This window comes from Pseudomonas rubra, assembly GCF_028656935.1.
Taxonomy (GTDB): Bacteria; Pseudomonadota; Gammaproteobacteria; order Pseudomonadales; family Pseudomonadaceae; genus Aquipseudomonas; species Aquipseudomonas rubra.
Genome location: NZ_JAMDGZ010000043.1, coordinates 33,452 through 55,980, shown reverse-complemented (window position 1 = coordinate 55,980; position 22,529 = coordinate 33,452). Strand labels below are relative to the sequence as shown.

Annotated in this window: 26 protein-coding genes; 19 read left to right on the top strand and 7 right to left on the bottom strand. The window is 61.7% G+C overall.

Features of this window, described 5'->3' with window-relative positions; translation table 11 throughout:
• Positions 1-18: 18 nt before the first annotated feature.
• Positions 19-1,143, top strand: coding sequence for an alpha-pore-forming cytotoxin MakA (gene makA, locus M5G17_RS18670; RefSeq protein WP_273894396.1), 1,125 nt, complete (start codon positions 19-21; stop codon positions 1,141-1,143).
• A gap of 69 nt (positions 1,144-1,212) precedes the next feature.
• Positions 1,213-2,268: an alpha-pore-forming cytotoxin subunit MakE gene (gene makE, locus M5G17_RS18665; RefSeq protein ID WP_273894395.1), complete on the top strand. Its 1,056-nt coding sequence runs from the start codon at positions 1,213-1,215 to the stop codon at positions 2,266-2,268.
• Between the two features lie 50 nt (positions 2,269-2,318).
• On the opposite strand, the gene M5G17_RS18660 is transcribed toward makE, so the two are convergent.
• Positions 2,319-3,407 carry a polyamine ABC transporter substrate-binding protein gene (locus tag M5G17_RS18660; RefSeq protein WP_273894394.1) on the bottom strand — a complete coding sequence of 363 codons (1,089 nt, stop codon included), beginning with the start codon at positions 3,405-3,407 and terminating at the stop codon, positions 2,319-2,321.
• A 50-nt stretch (positions 3,408-3,457) separates the two neighbouring features.
• Positions 3,458-4,759 (bottom strand): NAD(P)/FAD-dependent oxidoreductase, encoded by a 1,302-nt coding sequence (locus M5G17_RS18655; RefSeq protein WP_273894393.1) that lies wholly within the window; start codon positions 4,757-4,759, stop codon positions 3,458-3,460.
• 132 nt (positions 4,760-4,891) lie between these two features.
• Here M5G17_RS18655 and M5G17_RS18650 point away from each other — a divergent pair, with 132 nt between their 5' ends.
• Positions 4,892-5,764: a LysR substrate-binding domain-containing protein gene (locus M5G17_RS18650; protein WP_273894392.1), complete on the top strand. Its 873-nt coding sequence runs from the start codon at positions 4,892-4,894 to the stop codon at positions 5,762-5,764.
• Positions 5,765-5,916: 152 nt separating this feature from the next.
• Here M5G17_RS18650 and M5G17_RS18645 read toward each other — a convergent pair whose 3' ends face one another.
• From M5G17_RS18645 to M5G17_RS18630, 4 genes are all read right to left on the bottom strand, one after another.
• On the bottom strand, positions 5,917-6,705 hold the full coding sequence (locus M5G17_RS18645; RefSeq protein ID WP_273894391.1) for a suppressor of fused domain protein: 789 nt from the start codon (positions 6,703-6,705) through the stop codon (positions 5,917-5,919).
• Between the two features lie 132 nt (positions 6,706-6,837).
• Positions 6,838-7,305, bottom strand: a complete 468-nt coding sequence (locus tag M5G17_RS18640) for a GNAT family N-acetyltransferase (RefSeq protein ID WP_273894390.1) — start codon at positions 7,303-7,305, stop codon at positions 6,838-6,840.
• A gap of 24 nt (positions 7,306-7,329) precedes the next feature.
• A complete protein-coding gene (locus M5G17_RS18635) occupies positions 7,330-8,040 on the bottom strand; it encodes an NrtR DNA-binding winged helix domain-containing protein (protein ID WP_130265384.1) in 711 nt (236 codons plus the stop codon).
• Complete coding sequence (locus tag M5G17_RS18630) at positions 8,037-8,597, bottom strand: adenylyltransferase/cytidyltransferase family protein (protein ID WP_273894389.1); 561 nt, start codon at positions 8,595-8,597, stop codon at positions 8,037-8,039. Before M5G17_RS18630 ends, M5G17_RS18635 begins: the two co-directional genes overlap by 4 nt.
• A 99-nt stretch (positions 8,598-8,696) precedes the next feature.
• Between M5G17_RS18630 and M5G17_RS18625 the strand changes: the two genes are divergently transcribed.
• From M5G17_RS18625 to M5G17_RS18565, 13 genes are all read left to right on the top strand, one after another.
• Positions 8,697-9,341: a nicotinamidase gene (locus M5G17_RS18625; RefSeq protein ID WP_273894388.1), complete on the top strand. Its 645-nt coding sequence runs from the start codon at positions 8,697-8,699 to the stop codon at positions 9,339-9,341.
• A gap of 2 nt (positions 9,342-9,343) precedes the next feature.
• Positions 9,344-10,549 (top strand): nicotinate phosphoribosyltransferase, encoded by a 1,206-nt coding sequence (gene pncB / locus M5G17_RS18620; protein WP_273894387.1) that lies wholly within the window; start codon positions 9,344-9,346, stop codon positions 10,547-10,549.
• Between the two features lie 11 nt (positions 10,550-10,560).
• Positions 10,561-11,418 (top strand): ammonia-dependent NAD(+) synthetase, encoded by an 858-nt coding sequence (nadE, locus tag M5G17_RS18615; protein WP_273894386.1) that lies wholly within the window; start codon positions 10,561-10,563, stop codon positions 11,416-11,418.
• A gap of 21 nt (positions 11,419-11,439) precedes the next feature.
• Entirely contained in the window at positions 11,440-12,828 is a 1,389-nt protein-coding gene (locus M5G17_RS18610; protein ID WP_273894385.1) for a hypothetical protein, read from the top strand.
• Positions 12,829-12,918: 90 nt separating this feature from the next.
• Positions 12,919-13,476: a helix-turn-helix domain-containing protein gene (locus tag M5G17_RS18605; protein WP_273894384.1), complete on the top strand. Its 558-nt coding sequence runs from the start codon at positions 12,919-12,921 to the stop codon at positions 13,474-13,476.
• An 85-nt stretch (positions 13,477-13,561) separates the two neighbouring features.
• Positions 13,562-14,131 (top strand): HD domain-containing protein, encoded by a 570-nt coding sequence (locus M5G17_RS18600; protein ID WP_273894383.1) that lies wholly within the window; start codon positions 13,562-13,564, stop codon positions 14,129-14,131.
• 82 nt (positions 14,132-14,213) lie between these two features.
• The gene (locus tag M5G17_RS18595; RefSeq protein WP_115086215.1) at positions 14,214-14,693 is read left to right on the top strand and encodes a hypothetical protein; all 480 of its coding nucleotides are present in this window, start codon (positions 14,214-14,216) and stop codon (positions 14,691-14,693) included.
• A gap of 12 nt (positions 14,694-14,705) precedes the next feature.
• A complete protein-coding gene (locus M5G17_RS18590; RefSeq protein ID WP_273894382.1) occupies positions 14,706-14,948 on the top strand; it encodes a hypothetical protein in 243 nt (80 codons plus the stop codon).
• 148 nt (positions 14,949-15,096) lie between these two features.
• The gene (locus M5G17_RS18585; RefSeq protein ID WP_273894381.1) at positions 15,097-15,582 is read left to right on the top strand and encodes a hypothetical protein; all 486 of its coding nucleotides are present in this window, start codon (positions 15,097-15,099) and stop codon (positions 15,580-15,582) included.
• Between the two features lie 7 nt (positions 15,583-15,589).
• Complete coding sequence (locus M5G17_RS18580; RefSeq protein ID WP_273894380.1) at positions 15,590-15,832, top strand: hypothetical protein; 243 nt, start codon at positions 15,590-15,592, stop codon at positions 15,830-15,832.
• A gap of 9 nt (positions 15,833-15,841) precedes the next feature.
• Positions 15,842-16,084 (top strand): hypothetical protein, encoded by a 243-nt coding sequence (locus M5G17_RS18575; protein WP_130265395.1) that lies wholly within the window; start codon positions 15,842-15,844, stop codon positions 16,082-16,084.
• A 66-nt stretch (positions 16,085-16,150) separates the two neighbouring features.
• Positions 16,151-16,399, top strand: a complete 249-nt coding sequence (locus M5G17_RS18570; RefSeq protein WP_273894379.1) for a hypothetical protein — start codon at positions 16,151-16,153, stop codon at positions 16,397-16,399.
• Positions 16,400-16,813: 414 nt separating this feature from the next.
• Positions 16,814-18,421, top strand: a complete 1,608-nt coding sequence (locus M5G17_RS18565; RefSeq protein WP_273894378.1) for an ABC-F family ATP-binding cassette domain-containing protein — start codon at positions 16,814-16,816, stop codon at positions 18,419-18,421.
• Here M5G17_RS18565 and M5G17_RS18560 read toward each other — a convergent pair.
• Positions 18,398-18,934 (bottom strand): cysteine hydrolase family protein, encoded by a 537-nt coding sequence (locus M5G17_RS18560; protein ID WP_273894377.1) that lies wholly within the window; start codon positions 18,932-18,934, stop codon positions 18,398-18,400. The genes M5G17_RS18565 and M5G17_RS18560 overlap by 24 nt on opposite strands.
• A gap of 347 nt (positions 18,935-19,281) precedes the next feature.
• On the opposite strand from M5G17_RS18560, the gene M5G17_RS18555 reads away from it, so the two are divergent.
• From M5G17_RS18555 to M5G17_RS18545, 3 genes are all read left to right on the top strand, one after another.
• Positions 19,282-20,301 (top strand): branched-chain amino acid aminotransferase, encoded by a 1,020-nt coding sequence (locus M5G17_RS18555; protein WP_273894376.1) that lies wholly within the window; start codon positions 19,282-19,284, stop codon positions 20,299-20,301.
• A gap of 169 nt (positions 20,302-20,470) precedes the next feature.
• The gene (locus M5G17_RS18550; protein WP_115086207.1) at positions 20,471-21,151 is read left to right on the top strand and encodes a response regulator transcription factor; all 681 of its coding nucleotides are present in this window, start codon (positions 20,471-20,473) and stop codon (positions 21,149-21,151) included.
• Positions 21,129-22,505: a sensor histidine kinase gene (locus M5G17_RS18545; protein WP_273894375.1), complete on the top strand. Its 1,377-nt coding sequence runs from the start codon at positions 21,129-21,131 to the stop codon at positions 22,503-22,505. The genes M5G17_RS18550 and M5G17_RS18545 overlap by 23 nt, the downstream gene beginning before the upstream one ends.
• Positions 22,506-22,529: the final 24 nt, after the last annotated feature.

Genomic DNA, 22,529 nt, shown 5'->3' with positions numbered 1-22,529 from the left:
ACTCATGGAGTGAAGAAGATGGCCGACTCATCCGCTACCCAAGGTACCGATACGCTGCAGAACAATACCCAGTCGTCGTTTCTCAGCCTCAACCTCATTACCCAGGCGTGCCATGGCGTGCTCAACACCAACTTCACCGCGCCCTCGCCCAAGCCAAGCTGGTTCGATGATTTGTCGAGCAAGCTCGACGCGGCCAAGGCTACCGCCCAGGACTGGATCGACAACCTGGCGCCGGAAATCACCGGCGGCGTGCCCCTGCAGGTGATCAACTACGGCTCGACCTATTCGGCACTGTCTGCGCAGATCCAGCAGATCGTCCAGGCCCACCCCGACGCCTCAGGTGCCGACAACATGTACGTGAAACAAGTCAACCAACTGGTCGATGCGCTTGTCCAGGAGTTGACAGCGGTACTCAAGAACGCCGATGCCACCTCGAAAAAGCTCACTGACTGGGGCGACAAGATGCAGAAGTCCCATGACGACCTGACCAGCGGCGCCGCCAACATCCAGTCTGCCGAAGCCGACCTGCAAGGCGACATCAACAAGATGAACGAGGCCATCAAGGCCCTCAACCAGACTATTGCCAACGAAAACAAGGCAATTGCGGCCTCGGCCGGCGCCATTGGCCTGGGCATTCTCCTGACCGTGGTCGGGATCGCCCTGGCCCCTGAAACCGGCGGCGCGTCACTGCTGGTAGCCGGCACCGGTGGCCTGCTGGTGGTAGGTGGGGCCGTGACTTGGGGGATCATGCAGAAAAAAATCAACGACCAGTTCGATGAAATCGCCAAGGACCAAAAAGAACTGGGCAACGACCAACGGCAGATGGTTGCCCTGCAGGGCCTGGCCAGCTCGACGTCCCAGGCAGCCACCTATATCACCACCTCGACGTCTGCACTGTCGGACCTGCGCACCAGTTGGAATGTGTTTGAGGGCGAGCTGAGCTATGTCAGCGAGGAGCTAAAAAAAGCCGAGGGCAGCCTCAGCACCATCCTCCAGGGAGCTTTCACCGCTGCTGCCAGCAAAGAGTGGGATGACGCCACAACCTTCGCCCAACAGATCGCTGGCGCGCCGGTGAAACTGGCCACAGCAAACATGCCGATGGACGGCCCCACCGTGCAAGTGGCGCTGTTGCGCGTAGCCTGACCCGAGCCTTGCCGGCTCCACCCGCACAGGGGAGCCGGCGCTCGCACGCCATCTTTGGAGAACGTTGCCGTGCCACTCAATGCCACTACCTGCAACGCGCAAATCGACGCTTCGCAAGCGGCGATTGCCATGCTCAATGCCTCGTGCCAGGCCGTCATCGAGGCCCAGATACAGCAGCTCGACAGCCCCTGGTACGCTCAACTGGACCAGGAACTGGGGGTTGCCGAAAACCTGGTGAGTGCCTGGCGCCGCAGCGGCATGCTGTACTTCAACAACGACATCCTCGGGGCCATCCTCAACTGCGCAGACGCCTTCGACAACGCCAAGGGGCCCATCGACGATGCTTTCGACACCCTGGAAAAAGCGTTTTCCGACAGTGGACGGGACACCCTGATCAAGCAACTGCAGGCATTGATACCCCCCCCGCAAACCATGCTCGGCCAGACCGACACCTACCTGGGCAAGCTCAAGCTGTTCGAAACGCAAATGATGGCCGCCGAGCAGAACATGCAGACGACCATCGGCGCGGTCCAGGCCCAAGCGGCGGACATCAGCTGCGAGATCAGCATCATCAACAGCAGGATCGATGCTCTGAATCAACAAGTACAGACCGATCGCCAGGCCATCGCCGCCGCCCGCTCAGCGCGCAAGCGCGGCATTTTCGAAACTATCTTCGGCATCGTTCTGGCTCCGCTCACCGGCGGTATCTCGCTGATACTGACGGGTATCGGCGCAGCGTCGATTGCCGACGCGCAAAGCCAGATCGATACCATGGGTGAGCAGATCGCCAAGTTCCAGCAAAACATCTTCGCGGACCAAGGTTCACTCTCGGACGACCAGAAGATCATCGCCACCCTCAACGGCCTGACCTTGAGCACCGGTTATGTACTGACCGACATGAACAACATCAACACTGCCCTGGATGCCCTGCGTATGCAGTGGACAGTATTTGCCGGCGAGCTGGGCGGCATCGTTGATTCGCTGGGCAAAGCCAGCCACGCCAGTGACATTGTGGTGGCTCAGGCCTGGTTTGAGAGTGCCTGCAACGAATGGGCGCTGATTGCCGAGCATGTCACGCAGATCAGTGACGCCAGCGTCACCAGCCAGCGCAAGGCGATGGGCTGATACACGCGCTCAAAGCGTACCAGGTGCTACCACGGTAGCACCCCGCATGCTCAAGTGTTGGACTTGAGCTTGGTCCACAGCCGCGTAGTCAGGCGGGCGATGGCCGGCGGCAGGTCTTCGACGGTGAAGAGTTTTTCCATCACCTGCTTGGGCGGGTAGATTGCCGCATCGTCCTTTACCGCCGGCGACAGGAACGGGCCCGCAGCACTGTTGGGATTGGCGTAGTGGATGCTGTTGCTGATGTTGGCGATCACTTCTGGGGTAAGCAAGTAGTTGAGGTAGGCGTAGGCGTTCTTCTCATGGGGCGCGCTTTTAGGGATGACCAGCATGTCCATCCACAGCGTCGAGCCCTCCTCCGGGATCGAGTAGGCAATGTCGATACCGTTGTTGGCTTCCCTGGCGCTGGCTGCGGCCTGGACCACGTCGCCGTTAAAGCCGATCACCGCGCAGACGTTGCCGTTGGCCAGGTCGCTGATGTACTTGGAGGCGTGGAAGTACTGCACGTAAGGGCGGATTTTCAGCAACGCCTGTTCGGCCTGCTTGTAGTCCGCAGGCTTATGGCTATGGTGCGGCAGGCCCAGGTAGTTAAGGGTGATAGGCAGGATCTGCGTCGGGTTGTCGATGATCGCCACGCCGCACTGGCTGAGTTTCTTGATGTTCTCTTCTTCAAAGAACAGCTTCCACGAGCGGGTGACATCGGTGCTGCCAAAGATCGCCTTGATCTTCTCGACGTTGTAGCCGATGCCGGCGGTGCCCCACATGTAGGGGAAGCCGTACTGGTTGCCGGGGTCGTTGACCTCAAGCTTCTTCATCAGCAGCGGATCGAGGTTCTTCCAGTTGGGCAACTGGCTCTTGTCCAACGGCTGGATGGCCCCGGCCTTGATCAGCCGCGACATGAAGTGGTTGGACGGGCTGACCACGTCATAGCCGGTGTTACCGGTCATCAGCTTGGATTCCAGCACCTCGTTGCTGTCGTGGATGTCGTAGGTCGCCTTGATGCCGGTGGCCTTGGTGAAACTGGGCAGGGTGTCGTCGGCGATGTAACCGTTCCAGTTGGAGATGTTCACTTCTTCGACGGCGTGGGAAGCGGCGGAAAACGTCGCAAGCAAGGCAACCAGGGGCAGCGTTTTGAATTGCATGATCAATCACCTTTCAGAGGAGCTTTGTTCTTGTTGGGACAGACGGTGTTCTAGATTTCGGTCCTGGCTCGCAGCGCCTCCACGCGCATACGCAGCATGGCACCGATATCGAGCAGCGGCTTGGGCGGCAGCCAGCCAGGTTGTGCGCGGGCCATGACCGAACTCAGCAGCGGCGAGCTGGCAGCGCTGGCAAACTCCGCCAGCAAACGCCCCCACAAGGTGCCGCGGGCAACCCCGGAGCCGTTGCAACCGGCCACGGCAAATACCCCCTCCTCGACCTTGGCAAAGTACGGCTGCCCGGAACGCGAAGCACTGAGGTGGCCGGTCCAGGTGAACTGGATGTCGTGTGCGCCGAACCACGGAAAACGCCGCTGCAAGCCGCGCAGGTGGTGGCGCTGGCGTTGTTGCAGGTCGGCCAGGGACAGATCATGGGCGCGGTACTCGGCGGTGTTGCGGATCATCACCCGACGGTCCGGGGTCAGGCGTACCGTGGCACCCAGCGGCCGGGTCGAGAGCACGCCCCAGGGCTCGATGCTGCCGATGGCACGGAACTCGGCATCAGTCATCGGACGTGTAAGGCTGGCACTGAGCTCCATGGGGAAGGTGCCGCTGTCGTCGATGCCGGCGCGAGGAATAAAGGCATTCAGGCACACCAGCACCTGCCCCGCCTCGATGCTGCCATCGGCACAGTTGGCGCGAATACGGCCCTGGCCCAGGCGCTCCAGGCTGCTGATATCGGTGTGCTCATAAAGGGTGACGCTGGCGGGCAACGCATCGAGCAAGCCCTTCACGTACCTGGCCGGTTGCAGCAAGGCATTGCCGTTGCCGCACCAGATCGCTGCCTGATAGTGACCCGTGCCAAGCTTGTGCTGCAAGGCCGCCCCTTGCAGGAACTGCGCCTGGGCACCGACAGCACTCAAGGTCGCAAGCTTGGCCTCGACGTGGCTGAGCTTGTCCGGGTCGTTGACCGCAAAAAAATAGCCATCGTCGCGAAATTCACAGTCGATGTTGTGGCGCATGATGCACTGACGCACTTCATTGCTGGCCGCCTGGCCGATGGCGGTATCGGTTTCGTAGCCGGCAAAGCCCGCGTGCCCCAGCAGCTCGTTGTCCGCCGGGTGTTCATGAGCGACGACAAAACCGGAATTGCGCGCCGACGCGCCTTGGGCAGCGCTTTGCCGATCGACCACGACAATCCGCGCCTGCGGGTGCATGTGCGCCAGGGCGTGGGCGGCACTGAGCCCGGTGATGCCGGCGCCGATCACCAGCCAGTCGGCTTTCTCCGCGCCGTTCAGGCGGGCACGTACCGGCGAATTGCCCGCCAGGGCAATCCAGCCACATTGGTTTTTCATGCATCACCTCTCGACCTGTATGCACACAGCGCATGGACGCTTTATGCTGTTGGCGGTTGCCATAGCCAGAATCTAAAAGGTCTTTGCTGATTCAACCAACGTTATAAATTCATCAGGGCATTCGAAAAACGCATGGATAAAATTCGCCACCTGCCTTCGCTGCAAGCCCTGCAGGCGCTGGTCGAAGTCGCCGAAGCCGGCAGTTTCACCCAGGCCGCGCACACCCTGTGCCTGACCCAGAGCGCGGTGAGCCGCAAGATCCAGTTGCTGGAGAGCCATTTTGGCGTGGCCATGTTCGTGCGCAGCAGCCGCAGCCTGCAGCTCACGCATGAAGGTGAACAGGTGCTGGCCAGCGCACGGAGCATTCTCGAACAACTGCACACCCTCGAAGAACGCCTGTCACCGCAACAGCGCCCGTTCCGCATCCGCATGCATGTGTCGTTGGCGGTGCGCTGGTTGCTGCCCAAGCTCAGCGAGTTCTACCGCTTGCACCCGGACATCTCGCTGTCGATCGAGACCGTGGCCACAGAACGGGTGGAACCGGCCAGCGACAGCGACGCCTACATTGCCTACCTGGCCGAACCGTCCCAGGACCCGGCCTGCTCGACGCTGTTTGAAGAAACCCTGGTGCCAGTGTGTACGCCCGGGCTCGGGCTGGATTCAGAAGCTGACCTGGTGCGCTTCGCCCTGCTGCACGGCTCCACCGACCAGCAGACCTGGAGCCAGTGGCTGGCGGCGCGAGGTGGCAAGGCGCGTGAGGACTACCGGCACATCCCGTTCAACCTCGATGAACTGGCGCTGGATGCGGCGGCGCGAGGCTTGGGGGTGGCGATGACCGACCTGACCCTGGCTGCAGAATCGATCGATCGTGGCGTACTGATCGTGCCGTTCGGGCAGCCGCTGAAGACCGGTGGGGTTTATTCGCTATGCCTGCAAGCCGCCGGGACTGGGCATCCGGCGTGTGCGCGGGTGATGCAGTGGTTTGCCGAGCAGCGCGGCTGCTGACAGGCATCAGACCAACCCTGTGGGAGCGGCGATGCGGCGGCCCGACTTGCCCCGCGATGCAATGTGACTGACAGAATGCTATCGCGGGGCAAGCCCGCTCCCACAGAGATCGCGCAAGTTTTTAGATTTTCATCAAGACAGGTGCTCCCACATCACACCACGCTGGCGCGCTGCAGACGGCTGACATGCCCCACTCCGGCCGCCTGCAGGCGGCTGACCAGATCGGCACGGGCCGCGCCACCGCCTGCGCGGATGTATTCAAGCTCGGCCGCAGTGATCAACACCACCGGCACCAGGGTTACCGGTGATAGCGGCATACCGTCAAGGCGGGTTGGGAAGTCCGGCGCAGGGCCACCCAGCAGTACGCCGATGCTATCGTCGTCGGTAACGAAATGCGCGGGGACCTGGCTACTGATGTGGTGCGACTCGCTAAAGCCAGGCAATTCCAGCGACAACGCGCCGTACCTCTCCAACTGCTGGGTGATGCCACCAGCATCGGCCACGGTCTTGGCAATGTTCTCGATCAACTCGAATGCCCAGCTGCGCTTGAACGGGTCAACCTCGCCCAGTGGCCCACGGGCATGCTCGGGGATGTCCACTGTTTCAACAAACAGCTCCATCTCGAAACCATTACCCTGCCCTTCGTCATCGTCGAAGGGGTCAGACAGGCCTTCGGTGGCCAGGATAATCGAGTCGCCACGGCGCACCACCCGGTAGGCCTGACGGGTCGAGGGCCAGTGTGGGCCACCGGAAAAGCTCGGGCTGATTAGGTAGGCCAGGACATCGCTCTCCACCGTACCGACGCCGCTCCAGTGACGGTCCAGGCAGGCTTCGCCGGCTTGCCTTGCGGCCTGGTTGTCGGCTTCGGCTTGGGTGATGGGTGGGTCTTGCCGGGGCGCTGGTTTTTTCAATGCGTCGAGTAGCTTTTTGAAGATGTTCATCGGCGGTCCTTGCTGTTGTCTTGAATGGATTCTACCGCAGCCCCCACATGGTAGGAGCGGGCTTGACCCGCGATAGCATTCTGTCAGGCACATCGCATCGCGGGGCAAGCCCGCTCCCACAACCCAGGAGCGCTACTGTACGAACAACTCCCGCGACATCAACCACTGCGCCTTACCCCATTCCTGGAACTGCTCGCGCACGCTCCAGCCGCGCTTGGCGTAGTACGCGCTCTGGTCATGGGTGTGCAGGTACAAGGTGGCCACGCCGCGCTCCCGGGCCTGCTGGCAGATCCCTTCAATCAGCTTTTGCGCCAGCCCCTGACCGCGCGCTTGCGGCTCGACCAGCACACAAGCAAGCCAGGGCCCAAGCTCCGGACGCCCGGGCAGGTCATCGCGGGCCAGCGCCGCACCACCGAGCAAACGGCCGTCTTGCACGGCGATCAGGCATTGCCAGTCACCGTTGCGCTGGCCCTCGGCAAACTCGCGCTGCCAATCTTCGAGCGAGATATCGGCGTATTCATAGCTGAATTGCCGGTACAGCCGTTCGGCGAAGGTGTCGCAATGCTGCATGTGGTGTTCAAGCCACTCCAGGTTCGGCATGTGCAGTCCTTATGGTGTGTTGGCTCAGGTGCCCGAGCGCTCGGGCAACAGACTACGGTCAAACACGAACGGTGTCTCGGCTTTGGGCGTGTGTTCGAACAGCTGCTGAGGCCGGCCCATTTTCGGGAAGTTCTTTTCGCCGGTGTCGCGAATCCAGCCCTCGTCCTTCATGCGCTCCAGGCGCTTGCGCAGGGAGGTGTTGTTGACCGGGTGACCCAAACAGGCCTGTACCGCGTTCAAGGCATCGAGCACGGTGAAGCGCTCCGGCGCCAGGTACAGGGGCAAGTTGGTGTATACCGCCTTGGACGCCAGGCGCTCGCAGGCCAGTTGCACCAGCAGGTTATGGTCGAACGGCAACACCTGCTTGCGGCCGATGACGCTGGCGACATCGACAAAACAAAGCTGCTCGCTGCCAGCTTCGACCTGCGGGCCGAGCAAGGCCAGGTAGTAGGTGCTCATCGACCAGCCGCGCGGGTCGCGAAACGCGTTGCCTTCGGTACCGACTTGCTCCAGGTGCCGCGGCAAGATCCGCGCTTTTTCGCTCATCGCCCGGTCAGCCGCGGCCGCCAGGGTGTTGTCCGGGGTGCGGCCATTGACGATCACCCCCGGCAGCGCCCATTCACCTTCGTGGGGTGCGCGCTCGCGCCGGTACAACAGCACTTGCAGCTGTTTGCTCTCGGGGTTCAGGCGCAGCGCGACGATGTCGACGCTGGCCAGTACTTCTGCAGCACTCACTGTGGACTCCTATACACCTCAAACTCTTCAACGATGTCGGGCAGGCACCAGTCCGCCGGCAGCACCTGGCCACTGCGCAGGCCGGCACGGATCGCCGAGCTGTGCACGCTCAGTTGTTCTTCGGCCACCAGCAGGCCGAAGTCGTCCAGCAACGCCTGGCCACGATGGAAACCCGCAACATTGGCCTGGTTGTCTTCGCCGATGACCAGAGCGATATCAGCGCGGGCAATACCGCTGCGCTCGCTCAACGCGCACAGCAGGTCATAGCTGTACACCGACCCGCCCTCGCCGCCCAGCTCGCGCTCCACGGCCGAGCAACTGACCCGCTCGCAACCGATGCGCGCGATCAACCGCTGCAGCCAACGGCAACGCAGGTCGAAGTCAACCATGCGCTTGCCATGGGCGTGCCGGTAACTGGGCACCACGACCACCTGATCGGCCCACTGCAGCGCCCGGGTGATCACGCTCAGATGCCCAGGGTGCGGCGGGTCGAAAGCTCCGCCGTAGACCGCCAGGCGAAACCGTGCCGGGCCCGACTCATATATTTCACTATGCATACTATATCCACCGCGATTGCTTACGAAAAAGAAAAAGTAATTGACATATATATTACACCTAGTGAATTATGTGTCCACACCAAGCGCAGGAGCCACCCCATGAAAATCGCCAGCTTCGATGTCGACGCCCAAAACGGCTTCACCGACAACGCCCCCGACGAGCTGCCCGTCCCCGGCGGCGCCGAGATTGCCCCGGCCCTCAACGCCATGGCCGAGCGTGCCAGCCTGCGCATCGGCAGCAAGGATGCACACACGCCAAAAGCCGCCTGGGTGGTGGCTAGCCACAGCGAAATGCTGCAGCCGCTGGACCTGGCCAACGCCGACCTGACCTGGGTCAGCCACTGCGTGCCGGGCACTCCAGGCTTCGAACTGCTGCCCGGCCTGCCTGCGCCGATCGACTACGACTTCTTCGTCTGGAAAGGCATCGAACCCGACCTGCACCCCTACGGCGCCTGCTACCACGACCTGGCCAACCGCCGCTCTACCGGGGTCATCGAGTACCTCAAGGTGCAGGGCGTGGGTGCGGTGATCGTCGGCGGCCTGGCCCTGGATTTCTGTGTCAGGAACACCGCCCTGCAACTGCAGGCCGCAGGGTTCCAGGTGTTTCTCTACCAACCGGCCTGCCGGGCGATTTCTGCCCAAGGCGGTGAAGCGGCAATGACCGAGATGACCGGGCAAGGCGTGATCGCCTGCACCGACCTCGCCAGCCTCGACCAGCAACTGAACGCATTCAAAGGAGCATGAACATGAGCGAGAGCGTCTTCGGCCCAAGCATCATCCAGAACCTGCTGGACACCGACTTCTACAAGATCACCATGATGCAGGCGGTGCTGCACAACTACCCCAACGCCGAGGTGGAATGGGAGTTCCGCTGCCGCAACAGCGAAGACCTGACCCCGTACCTGGCCGAGATTCGCTATCAGATCGAGCAGTTGGCCGAGGTGTCGATCACCCAGGATCAACTGGCCTACCTGGGACGCATCCCCTTCATCAAACCTGACTTCATCCGCTTCCTCAGCCTGTTCCGCTTCAACCTGCGCTACGTGCACGTTGGCATCGATGACGCCGGGCAACTGGCGATCCGCCTGCGCGGGCCGTGGCTGCACGTGATCCTTTACGAGATCCCGTTGTTGGCGATCGTCTCGGAAGTACGCAACCGCTACCGCTACCGCGACGTGGTGATGGAGCAAGTGGGTGAGCGCCTGTACGAAAAACTCGACTGGCTCAAGGCCGAGGCCTCGCCGGCAGAACTGGCCGGCCTGCAACTGGCAGATTTTGGCACCCGTCGGCGCTTCTCCTACCGCGTCCAGGAGCACGTGGTGCACACCCTCAAGCAGGACTTCCCCGGGCGTTTTGTCGGCACCAGCAACGTGCACCTGGCCCGCGAGCTGGACATCAAGCCGATCGGCACCATGGCCCACGAGTGGTTCATGGCCCACCAGCAACTGGGGCCACGGTTGATCGACAGCCAGGTCGCCGCACTGGAATGCTGGGTCAAGGAATACCGCGGCCTGCTGGGCATCGCGCTGACCGACTGCATCGGCATGGACGCCTTCCTCAAGGACTGCGACCTGTACTTCGCCAAGCTGTTCGACGGCCTGCGCCACGACTCCGGTGATCCGCTGCTCTGGGCCAACAAGGCCATCGCCCACTACGAAAAACTGGGCATCGACCCCAAGAGCAAAACCCTGGTGTTCTCCGACGGCCTGAACTTCGCCAAGACCCTGCACCTGTACCGCGAGCTCAGCCCGCGAATCAACGTCAGCTTCGGCATCGGCACCAACCTGACCTGCGACATTCCCGGCGTTGAGCCGATGAACATCGTGATCAAGATGACTGCCTGCAACGGCGCGCCGGTGGCGAAGATTTCCGACAGCCCGGGCAAGACCCAATGCCGCGACGACAACTTCGTCAGCTACCTCAAACACGTGTTCAAGGTCCAAGGCCAATAAAGGAGCAGCACATGAACAGTCGTCAGATCGAGATTGCCAAGGCCCTGGGCGTGGTAGCGCCCTTTGCAGAGGGTGCTGCCGTGGAGGATGAGATCCGCCAACGCATCGACTTCATCAAACAGACCCTGCTCGATGCGCGTTTGAAGGTGCTGGTGTTGGGCATCAGCGGCGGCGTCGACTCATCCACCGCCGGGCGCCTGGCGCAGTTGGCGGTTCAAGCACTGCGCAACGAGCACAACGACCCGGGCTACCGCTTCATCGCCATGCGCCTGCCCCACAACAGCCAGCACGACGAAGCCGATGCCCAGGCGGCGCTGGCCTTTGTCGACGCGGATGAGTGCGTCACGGTGAATATCGCCGATGGCGTCGCTGGCCTTGCCGGGCAACTGCCGCAACTGGACGAACTGGCTGGCGGGCAACGGGATTTTGTCCTCGGCAACGTCAAGGCACGGATGCGCATGCTGGCCCAGTACACCCTGGCCAATGCCCGCAACGGCCTGGTGATCGGCACCGATCATGCTGCCGAGGCGGTAATGGGTTTTTTCACCAAGTTCGGCGACGGCGCCTGCGATCTGGCGCCCCTTACCGGGTTGTGCAAGGGCCAGGTGCGGGCTATCGCTGCCGCACTGGGGGCCCCCGAGCACCTGGTGCACAAGGTGCCCACCGCCGACCTTGAAGAGCTGCGCCCAGGCCTTGCTGACGAGCAGGTGTACGGCGTCAGCTACGCGCAGATCGATGCCTTCCTGCAGGGCGAACAGGTCAGTGAAGCCATCGCCAGCACCATCATCAATGCCTACGACAAGACCCTGCACAAACGTCAATTGCCCAAGGCACCGGCCAGGGGATTCGCTACAATGCCAGCCCTTTGAATGGACCCACCGGAGACTGTTGTGCAACGCTTGATCCTCACTGCCCTGTGCGCTGCGACCCTCGTCGGTTGTGCAACACCTTCCAAAGAAAACATCGACCAGTACATTGGCAGCATGCTGACCCAGCCGCTGTCGACGTACAGCCTGTTTCGCGAAGGTGATGTATTGAGCTTCCAGGTCAGCGTACCGGCCAGTGCCGGCCTGAGCGATCGCAGTTTCCAGCTTGAAGCCTCGTGCGTTGAACCGAACGTGGCGATCATGTACCTGGATGCCGACACGCGCGCCTACTTCAAGAGCCCCAGCGGCTATGCCCCGCCACAGCCGATGCCGGATCGCTTCCACGCCACCCTGCTGAAGAACCCAAGCTTTGCTGCGGCCTGCAAGACCCAGCCCAAGCCTGACTGGCGCAAGCTCAAAGGGGAAGAAGGCGAGCTGTGGGTCCTGATCGATCGCAACAGCATTCGCAAAATGGGCAACGACGTCAGCCTGTGGGCCGCCTTCGACCAGCCGAGCATCCTGCTGGACCTGCCGTACAACGCGCCCTACGCGCAAAAGCGCGAGCATCACCGCTTCAACTGCAGCGCCGGCACCGACACCTTGCTGGCCGGTTACGATGTCGATGGCAACAACCGGGTTACCGACGGTATGGTCCCGTCGTTGCCCAAGCCCGAGCCTGTGGCTGGCAGCAACGCCGACTATCAGGCGCTCTTCGCCCTGGCCTGTGCCACGCCGGATAAAGTCGCGCAGTTGACACCCTTCACGGCGCGCCTGAAGGCTCCGATTGCCACCGGCAAGTTGCCGCCGGTCAGCCCGTCGGTAATGGTCGCCCTCGAGCGCCTGCAACTGCCCAAGCCCGTGCAGCCGCTCAAGTACCTGGAAACCGTTGGCACCTCGACCATGAAAGGCAGGAGCTCGCCCATGCGCGAGGAACACTTTCTTTCCGTGGATGGCAACAGCCAGCAGTTGATGGTGATCCTGCGTGGCAACGGCTATGAAGCGCAGAAGGTAACCTGGCGCGGGCTCATCACCCTGGTGAGCAAGACCAGCTACACCGGCATGAACGAAAGCAGCGCACTGACCAGTCTGAGTTTCAGGGGCGACTGGAAGACCATGGCGGTGGGCAGCAAGCTCAGCTATTCCCACCAGGGCGCGACCAACAACAACGTGGTCGGGCAGTATGGCCAGGAGCTGAAGATCACCGAGTGCACGGTCGAGCGGCAACTGCCGGCCAACACCCTCAACGCCCGCTTGAATGGCGATGCCAAGGCACTGGACTGCAGCGTGAAAGGTGACAAGTACATGCGCGTCAACCACCTGTTCTACCTGGAAGACTACGGCTACTTCTTCAATGCCAGCACTGACAAGAACGCGTTTTACTACAGTGATCTGCGCCTGCAAACGGTGAACTAACTCCCCGGACCGCTGACGCGGCCCATCGCCGGCAACCACCTCCATCGGACAGATTTGCAGCCTCCCTGCTTTGGCTGGCAAACTTCGTTCATGCTCGACACCCCGCTACAACCCGCCCAACTCGGCGTCGCCCTGCGACGCTGGCGCCTGCTGAACCGTATCAAGCAGGCCCATGCCGCGCAGCTGTTCGGCGTGGCGCAGTCAACCGTCTCGCGCTGGGAAAACGGCAGCCAGGCCATGGAGCCCAGCGAACGCGTGCTGATCGAAAGCCGGCTGGCCGCACGCCTTGATGCCCCCGCCGAGCAGGCCCTGGCCCGCCTGGTCAACGACAGCCCGCGCCCCGTGCACCTGGTCTGCGACCTCAGCCACCGTTTGCTGGCCTGCTCCCCTGCCCGCGCGGCCCAGTTCGGTATTGCCTTGAGCGAACTGCTCGGTCGTTCGCTATGGCGCTACTGCAGCGAAGAAATCGTCAACAAGGAAGCCGCCCTCGACAGTCTCGGCTGGCGCGAAGTGCTGGCGCCACCGGCAGTGGACTTCGCCAGCGGCTACAACGACTCGTTGATCGTCCCCATCACCCAGAGCCTGTGCCGCTGGACCCGCATCACCCTCTCCGATGGCAGCGCCGCGCGGCTGGTGGAAACGCTCTGACACCACCCGGATTTTTTATCCATGGACGTATGGCGCCCGCCGGCCTAGGCTTTGCTGCATGCCCACCACCTGGATCGACACTCCCATGAGCAGCACTCTCACGGGCCGCCTGGCATTCCTGCGCGAGGCCGAGAAACTCAAGGATGTACTGCGCAGTGCCCACACCTCCAGTGGCCGCACCGAAAGCACGGCCGAACACAGCTGGCGCCTGTGCCTGATGGCCATCGTCTTTGCCGACCAGTTGCCGGCGCTGGATATGCTCAAGGTCCTCAAGCTCTGCGTCATTCACGACCTGGGCGAAGCCCTGCACGGCGACATCCCGGCGGTCAGCCAGGCTGCTCATCCGGGCAAAAGCGAGCAGGAACGCGCCGACCTGCTGGAGCTGACCCGCTCGCTGGATGCTGGAATGCAAAGCGAGATCCTTGCCTTGTGGGAAGAATACGAACACGCCAGCAGCGACGAAGCCTTGGCGGTCAAGGCGCTCGATAAACTCGAAACCCTGCTGCAACACACCCAGGGCGCCAACCCGGCAGACTTCGACTACGCCTTCAATCTCGATTACGGGCGCAAGTACACCAGAACCAGTCCGCTGTTCCAGGCCCTGCGCGCACTGATCGACGAAGACACCCGCCGCCTGGCCGCCGATGCGCCGTAGGTCACACTCCCTGGCGGAATGATTTGCACCCACGGCGATCCTTGTACAGAATCGCCGCCTTTGCCTCGAAAGGATGCGTGCAATGAAGTTCGAAGGGACTTTCCAATACATGGGCCAACACGGGATCGTCTTCAACGTCTCGCAGATCACCCTCACCGACAGCGAACGCGGGCGCCTGCGCGAGCTGCATTTTGGCGAAGCGAAAAGCGCCCACTATGAAGTGAACAGCAAGGTGGTCGAGGTCTACGACAAGATGCTCGCCAAGAACCTGCCGTGCACCATGATGATCGGCATCTCAAAACCGCTGACCCGCCAGCAGGGCGACGTGCTCAACGCCCAACGCACCAAGATCGCCAACCTCGCAGCCTCCGCCTTCGCCGGCGCCACCAGCTCCGTCGCCTCGCCCTATGTGGGTGTGCCGGTAGGTGCCGGGGTGCGCATGTACGCCAACGAAATCCTGCCGACCTACCATGCCGGCGACGTGCTGGTCAGCATCGAGGCGCGGGTCAACGGCGGCATCGGCCCGCAGAGCACAATCTCGACCCTGATCATCAAGACCTGACCGGAGGCACACATGTCCGAGATTACCCAGCTGGTTTTGGCCCTGGTGCTGTTCTTTTTGCTTGATCGCTTTCTCAGGCCCTATCCGCTACGCAAATGGCTGGGCGTGGCGCTGGCGGTGGTTGGTGCGATCGGCTGCGTGGCGGCCAGCCAGACCCGCTGGCTGGGTGCGGACCTGGGGCTGCTGTCGATCTTCGCCGTGGCGCTGGGGGTGGGATTGTTCCTCAAGCGCCGTCGGTTTGAGCAGGTTGGCTGAGATTTCCCGAAGGCTGATCGCTCATTTGGGATCAGTCCTACTTTCATGTCGGAGTAGTACGACATACGCCCGAAGTTGATTTGGGCATCTTTCCCTGCACGTCGATAAGGTGCGCCTGGCGCGTCTGTATTACACAGGGAAGGTGTTTGTGCAGATCGTAAAAACCTATGAGTACGCCGGCAACTTCGGCATCGTTTTCCATGTCTCGCAAATTGTGGTCATGCCGGAGGATCGCGCACGGCTGCGCGAGCTGCATATCGGCGAGGCGAAGGGGGCGCACTACCAGGTCAACAAAATGCTCGTGGCGCTCTACGACAGAATGCAGGCCGGCAATCGTGCTTGCGAGATGAAGGTCGCTGTTTCCCAGTCACTAAGCCGTCAGCAGGCTGATCGGCTGAACAGCCAGCGAATTGACGTTATCGCTGCCATCGGAGGTTATTTTGGGGGCGCCACCACTCTGCTCGGAACGCCTGTTTTCGGATCCCTCGTTGGATCCGCCGCTGCCTCTCTCGCCGAACCACGCCTACCGATTTACCATTCCGGCGACATCATTATCAGCATCCAGGCATCCGTCAGTGGAGGTATCGGCCCCCAACGATCAGATTCCTCAATGATCATCAAGAATCAAGGCTGAAGACGATATGGCAGAATTCAGCCAACTCTTCCTCGCCTTCTTCATCTTTGTTGTGATCGAGCGCCTGCTCAAATCCAGCACACTCCGAAAATGGTTAAGCCTGACGTTATTGCTGGGCGGTCTACTGGGTAGATTCACGCTGGAAGGTATCTACTGGCTCGGCGTTGACCTGCACCTGATTGCACTTTTTGCGATTCTTGGTGGCCTGGAGTTGTTCTTCAGGCGCAACCGATTCGATGAGGACGCTTGAGTAAAGCCCATGTCAGACGTTACCCAACTGTGCTACGCACTGATCCTGATTTCATTTATGGATCATTGCCTGAAACCCTACTTACTCCGCAAATGGCTGGGACTGGCGCTCATGGCAGCTGCCTTTACGTTGCTGTTTGTGCCAGGCGGCCTCTACTGGCATGAGTTGAATCTGAAACTATTCCCTTTGTTCGTATTATTCGCGGGTTTGACCCTAGTCAAGGGACGCCGCAAGTTTCAACCAGACGCATAAACGAATAATTTCAATACACCGTAGCTGGGGCCATTCGCCAGCTGAGAAAGCCAGGCTGAAAAGTACATGTCAGAGTCCAATCAACTTCTCTTCGCCCTGGCGTTTTTCATCCTGATAGACCGTCTGATCAAGCCCTCCAGGCCACGAAAATGGCTTGGCTTACTGTTCTTAGGTGGCGGTTTATTGGGCAGATTAACGCTGGCCGAAAGCCATTGGCTTGGCTTTGACTTGCACCTCGTTTCACTCTTTGCAGTTGTCGGCGGGCTGGAGTTGTACTTCAGACGTCACCGATTCAATCCCGACCTCTGGGCCTGAGCAGGACAAGCGCCATGTCTGTTATTACACAAATGTGCTACGCAATGATCCTGGTATCAGTGATAGATCACTGCCTGAAGCCCTACCTGCTAAGAAAGTGGTTGGGGATCACGCTTTGGGTAGCTGGCACTTATGGTCTCTTCGCATTTCCGGACAAATACTGGTACGAACTGGACATTTGGTTGGTGTCATTGCTCATTTCAGGTTCCGGCTCCAGCTTATTTTTCAGACGTCGAAGATTTGATCACCTGGACTGAAGGATGCTTTACCTACAGCTCTCTACCCCCTAAGCTGTCCCCTCCCCCATCTCCCCCGAGGTATTCGTCCAATGCGCCATTAATGCCGCCGTCTTTGCGACGGCCAGTCTTCAGCCTCTTTTCCTGGGGACGTCGCGGGCATTTTGTGGAGTTTTGCATGACGAATACGTCGATCCTGACGCTGGACTGCGTCACCTTGGCCTTGCCCGATGGCAGGCTGTTGTTTTCCGATCTTGTCGAGGCATTCGACCAGCGCCGCACCGGCCTGGTCGGGCGCAATGGCGTGGGCAAGTCGCTGCTGGCGCAGTTGCTGGCCGGACGTCTTGCACCCAGCGCAGGCCGCTGCCTGCGCAATGGCCGGGTGCACTATCTGGGTCAGCAACTGACCGCTGCCAATACCACGGTGGCGGACCTGGCCCAGGTCGGCGAGGTGATCGATGCCCTGCTACGCATCGAGGCTGGCAGCACTCAGCCGGCCGACTTCGATAGCGTCGGCGAACGCTGGGACATTCGCGAACGCCTGCAAGCACAGCTTGATCAGCAAGGTCTTGCGCAGCTCAGTTGGGATACGCCGGCAAGCCGCCTCAGTGGCGGCCAGGCCATGCGTGTGGCGCTGCTAGGGGCCTTTGTCAGTGATGCCGATTACCTGATCCTCGACGAGCCCAGCAACCACCTGGACGCTGCCAGCCGCGAGACGCTGATGACCTGGTTCGAGGGCTGGAGCAAGGGCTTGCTGGTGATCAGTCACGACCGCGCGCTGCTTGAACGCATGGAGCGCATCGTCGAGCTCTCGCCCCTGGGCCTGAGTAGCTTCGGCGGCAATTACAGTGTCTATGCCCAGCACAAAAGCGCGCAGACCGAGCAGGCCGAACGCACCCTGGAACGCCTCAAACTCGAGCGCCAACGCCAGGCCCGAGAACTGCAACAACAGCGCGAGCGCCTGGAGCGCCAGCAGTCCCGTGCCAGCAAAAGCGCGCGCTCGGCCAACCAGGCGAAGATCCTCCTCGACCGCAAGCAGCAACGCAGCGAAACCACCGCCGGCAAGCAGCAACGTGATCATCAGGCCGCGCGCCAGGCCCTGAATGCACAAGTGCGCGATGCTGCGCAGCAGGTCGAAGCCAGCAACCCGATTGTGATCCATGCACCCACGCCGCAGCAGCCGATCAGCAGCCAGGTGGTGGCCATCACGGACATGCAGTTACCCTTTGTACACCCAGGCCAACTCACTGCCAGCCTGCACAGCGGTGAACGCCTGGGCCTGACCGGGGCCAATGGCAGCGGCAAATCAACGTTGCTCAAGGTGCTGGCGGGTCAATTGGCGCCCACCGCGGGTCACTGTGAGATACGCGGGGAAGTCGCCTTGCTCGACCAGCACTGCAGCCTGCTGCCCGCCGAACAATCAGTGCTCGATTACTTGCGCGAAGCCACCGGCAATCGGGATGAAAGCACCCTGCGCACACGTCTGGCGCAACTGGGCCTGGACGCTGAACGCATCACCTTGCCCAGCGGCGTGCTCAGCGGCGGTGAACGGCTCAAGGCCACGCTGGCCGGGGTGCTGTACCGAGACACCCCGGTGCAGCTGCTACTGCTCGACGAGCCGAGCAACCACCTCGACCTGCCCTCCCTCGCCGCCCTGGAAGCCATGTTGCGCCAGTACCGCGGGACCCTGCTGGTGGCGTCCCACGACCAGGTGTTCATGCAGCAGCTGGCGCTGGACGGCTACCTGCAGTTGGGCGAAGGCTCAGAACTGCACGTCTGCAGTTGATTGCAGACGGACAAAGGCGCCGCCCAGGGTCAGGTTGTGGTGGCTGATGATTGCCTCGGCAGACAGACCCGGGGTGTCCATGCAGGTGTGGGCATCGCTGACCAGCACCACGTTGAAGCCCAGCTCGCGGGCGACCCGGCAATTGGTGTCGACGCAGTACTGGGTCTTGAGACCCGCGATGACCAGCTCTTCGATAGCGGCCTTGCGCAGTTGCTCGGCCAGCGACGTGGCAAAGAAAGCGCTGGGACGGGTTTTATTGAAGACGCTATCGCGTGCAGGATCGATCGCCAGCGCCGGCAGCAGCTGCCACGCGGGGCTGTCTACGGCAATCGGCGAGCCTTCGGGGCCAGTGTGGCGAACCGCGAACACCGGTGCCTGGGCGGTGCGGGCCGCAGCGATCAAGCTGTTGACCCGGTTCAGCACCTGCTCACCCTGCCAGGGCTGTTCGGGGCCATGGAACAACCCCATTTGCATATCCAGGACCAACAGTGCGCGTTTTGCATGCATTTTCATCTCTCCGTGAAAGGCCAGCCCGGACGGAGAAACGACAAGGCCCCGTCCATTGCTGGCGGGGCCTTGGATTACCTGCTGCCTTAGGTTAAGCAGCCGTACCCACCCCGCATATGGCGGTAGTAGTGGTACGCGACGAGGTCAGCAGGCAAATCTTCATGCTTTGATAATGCGCCCGGGCCTGTCAGTGGTCAACGCCCGGCGCGATGGACGGGCGCAAGATTTTCACTGCGACCAAGGTCCAATCCATGACTGGGCGTTCCCGATCTGCACGGGATGTATTATCGTGGCCGAGTGCGCAATAAGAACCGCCTGCCCGAGCAGGCGTCTGTAACCGAATCGAGGGTGCCATGAGTAACGAAAGCATTAACTGGGACAAGCTGGGCTTCGACTACATCAAGACTGACAAGCGCTACCTGTCCGTGTTCCGTAACGGCGAGTGGGATAACGGCACCCTGACCGAAGACAACGTGCTGCACATCAGTGAAGGTTCCACCGCGCTGCATTATGGCCAGCAATGCTTCGAGGGGATGAAGGCCTACCGCTGCAAGGACGGCTCGATCAACCTGTTCCGTCCGGACCAGAACGCCGCGCGCATGCAGCGCAGCTGCGACCGCCTGCTGATGCCGCGGGTGCCGACCGAACAGTTCATCGACGCCTGCAAGCAGGTGGTCAAGGCCAACGAGCGTTTCATTCCACCCTATGGCAAGGGCGCGCTGTACCTGCGACCATTCGTCATCGGTACCGGCGACAACATCGGCGTGCGTACCGCGCCGGAGTTCATCTTCTCGATCTTCGCCATTCCGGTTGGCTCGTACTTCAAGGGTGGCATGACCCCGCACAAGTTCCTGATCTCCGACTACGACCGTGCTGCACCACAAGGCACCGGAGCAGCCAAAGTCGGCGGCAACTACGCCGCCAGCCTGCAACCGGGCTATGAGGCCAAGAAGGCCGGCTTTGCCGACTGCATCTACCTGGACCCGCTGACCCACAGCAAGATCGAGGAAGTCGGTTCGGCCAACTTCTTCGGTATTACCGCCAACAACGAGTTCGTCACGCCAAAATCCGCCTCCGTACTGCCGGGGATCACCCGTCTGTCGCTGATGGAGCTGGCTGAATCGCGTCTTGGCCTCAAGGTCATCGAGGGCGACGTGGAAATCAACAACCTCGCCCGCTTCGTCGAGGCCGGTGCCTGCGGTACCGCTGCGGTGATTACCCCGATCGGCGGCATCCAGTACAACGGCAAGCTGCACGTGTTCCACAGCGAAACCGAAGTCGGCCCGGTGACCCGCAAGCTCTACGACGAGCTGACGGGTATTCAGAGCGGCGACGTCGAAGGCCCGGCGGGCTGGATTGTGAAAGTCGCCTGACCTGCAATCGGGGGCCGCGCTGCGGCCCATCGCCGGCAAGGCCGGCTCCCACAGGGGCCGGTGCATGCCGGCCCATTGTGGCCCCCTCCCCTAGATGAATTTTTCTTTAACCCGGGCAACGCCTATTCTTTGGCACAATCAAGTCTCTACCCGCCGCCCAGGTAAAAGCATGCCCCGCGTACTGACTATCGAAGACGACGCTGTCACCGCCCAGGAAATCGTCGCCGAGCTTTCCAGCCATGGCCTGGAAGTGGAATGGGCCGACAACGGTCGCGAAGGCCTGGCCAAGGCCATTGCCGGTGGCTATGACCTGATCACCCTGGACCGGATGCTGCCGGAAGTCGATGGCCTGACCATCGTCACCACCCTGCGCACCCTGAAGATCGCCACGCCGATCCTGATGATCAGCGCCCTCTCGGATGTCGACGAACGGGTTCGCGGCCTGCGCGCCGGTGGTGATGACTACCTGACCAAACCCTTCGCCTCAGACGAAATGGCCGCCCGCGTCGAGGTATTGCTACGGCGCAACAGCGTGCCCCTGGCGCAGACCCGCCTGCAGGTCGCCGACCTTGAGCTGGACCTGATCAGCCATGAGGCCAAGCGCGGCGAGCAGACCCTCAACCTGCTGCCCACCGAGTACAAGCTGCTGGAGTTCCTCATGCGCCATGCCGGCCAGGTGATCACCCGGATGATGATTTTCGAGGAAGTCTGGGGCTATCACTTCGACCCGGGCACCAATCTGATCGACGTACACATCGGACGCTTGCGCAAGAAGATCGACGCCGCTGGCCAGACACCGCTGATTCGCACTGTGCGGGGCTCGGGCTATGCCATTGCCGAACCCGTCTAAGGGCTGGAGCTCGTCGACCAGCCGCTTGCTGGCACTGTACAGTTTCCTGTTCGTGGCCTGGAGCAGCATCCTCATGGGGGTGCTGTACTTCGAGGTCTCGGGCTACCTGAACAAGCTCACCCGCCACTCCTTGCTGCAGCGCCAGCACCTGTTCGCGCACATGAGCGGCAAACAGCTCGACGACGCCCTGATCGCAAGCCAAGCCTTCGAGGAGCGCAGTTTCGACGCCTACGGACTGTTCGACGCCCAGTTCAATCCGCTGGGTGGGCAGATCCGCCAGGTGCCGCCCGAGCTGGGCCTGGATGGCAAGATTCACGAGCTCAGCCGCTGCCTGGACGCCGACGACCCACACCTGCCCCGCGACAGCTGCGATGCGGTGGCGATCAAGGTCCGTGATGGCCGCTGGTTGGTGCTGGTGCGCGACAACGGCTCACTGTTCGTGGTCACCCGGATCATCCTCCATGCCCTGCTCTGGGGCCTGTCGCTGACCATCATCCCCGGTATCGCCGGCTGGTACCTGCTGCGCCGCAGGCCGCTCAAGCGTATTCGCGCGATCCAGGCCAGTGCCGAGCAGATCGTCGCCGGTGACCTGACCCGGCGCCTGCCGTTGTCGGCGCGGCGCGACGAGCTGGATATGCTCGCGGCCATCGTCAATGCCATGCTCGACCGCATCGAGCGGCTGATGCATGAAGTCAAAGGCGTGTGCGACAACATCGCCCACGACCTGCGCACCCCGCTGACTCGCCTGCGCGCCCAGCTCTACCGCATTCGCCAGCAGGCCGGCGATGACTCACCACAAGCCGAGGCGCTGGAACAGGCAATCGGCGAGACCGACACGCTGATGGCGCGCTTTCGCGGCCTGCTGCGCATCAGTGAGCTGGAAGACCGCCAGCGCCGCGCCGGTTTTGTTGAGCTGGATCCCCATGGCCTGCTGCTGGAGCTGCACGACTTCTACCTGCCACTGGCCGAAGACGGCGACATTGACCTGCAGCTGCAGATGCCCGAACAACTACCGGCCTTGCACGGCGACCGCGAACTGCTGTTCGAGGCGCTGGCCAACCTGGTAGGCAACGCGATCAAGTTCACCCCGGCGCAGGGCCAGGTGCTGATGCGGGCACTGAGCGATGGCGACAGTGTGCATATCGAGGTGCATGACAGCGGCCCGGGGATTCCCGCAGACGAGCGTGGGGCGGTGTTGAAGCGTTTTTATCGCAGCGAGGAAGGCCAGCGCCACACGGGGTTCGGGCTTGGTTTGTCGATCGTTGCGGCGATCGTTGACCTGCATGGCTTTGAGTTGGAGGTCGGGGGGAGTGAGCTGGGTGGGGCGAAACTGGTGTTGCATTGTAGACGTTAGGGCCTCATCGCTGGCAAGCCAGCT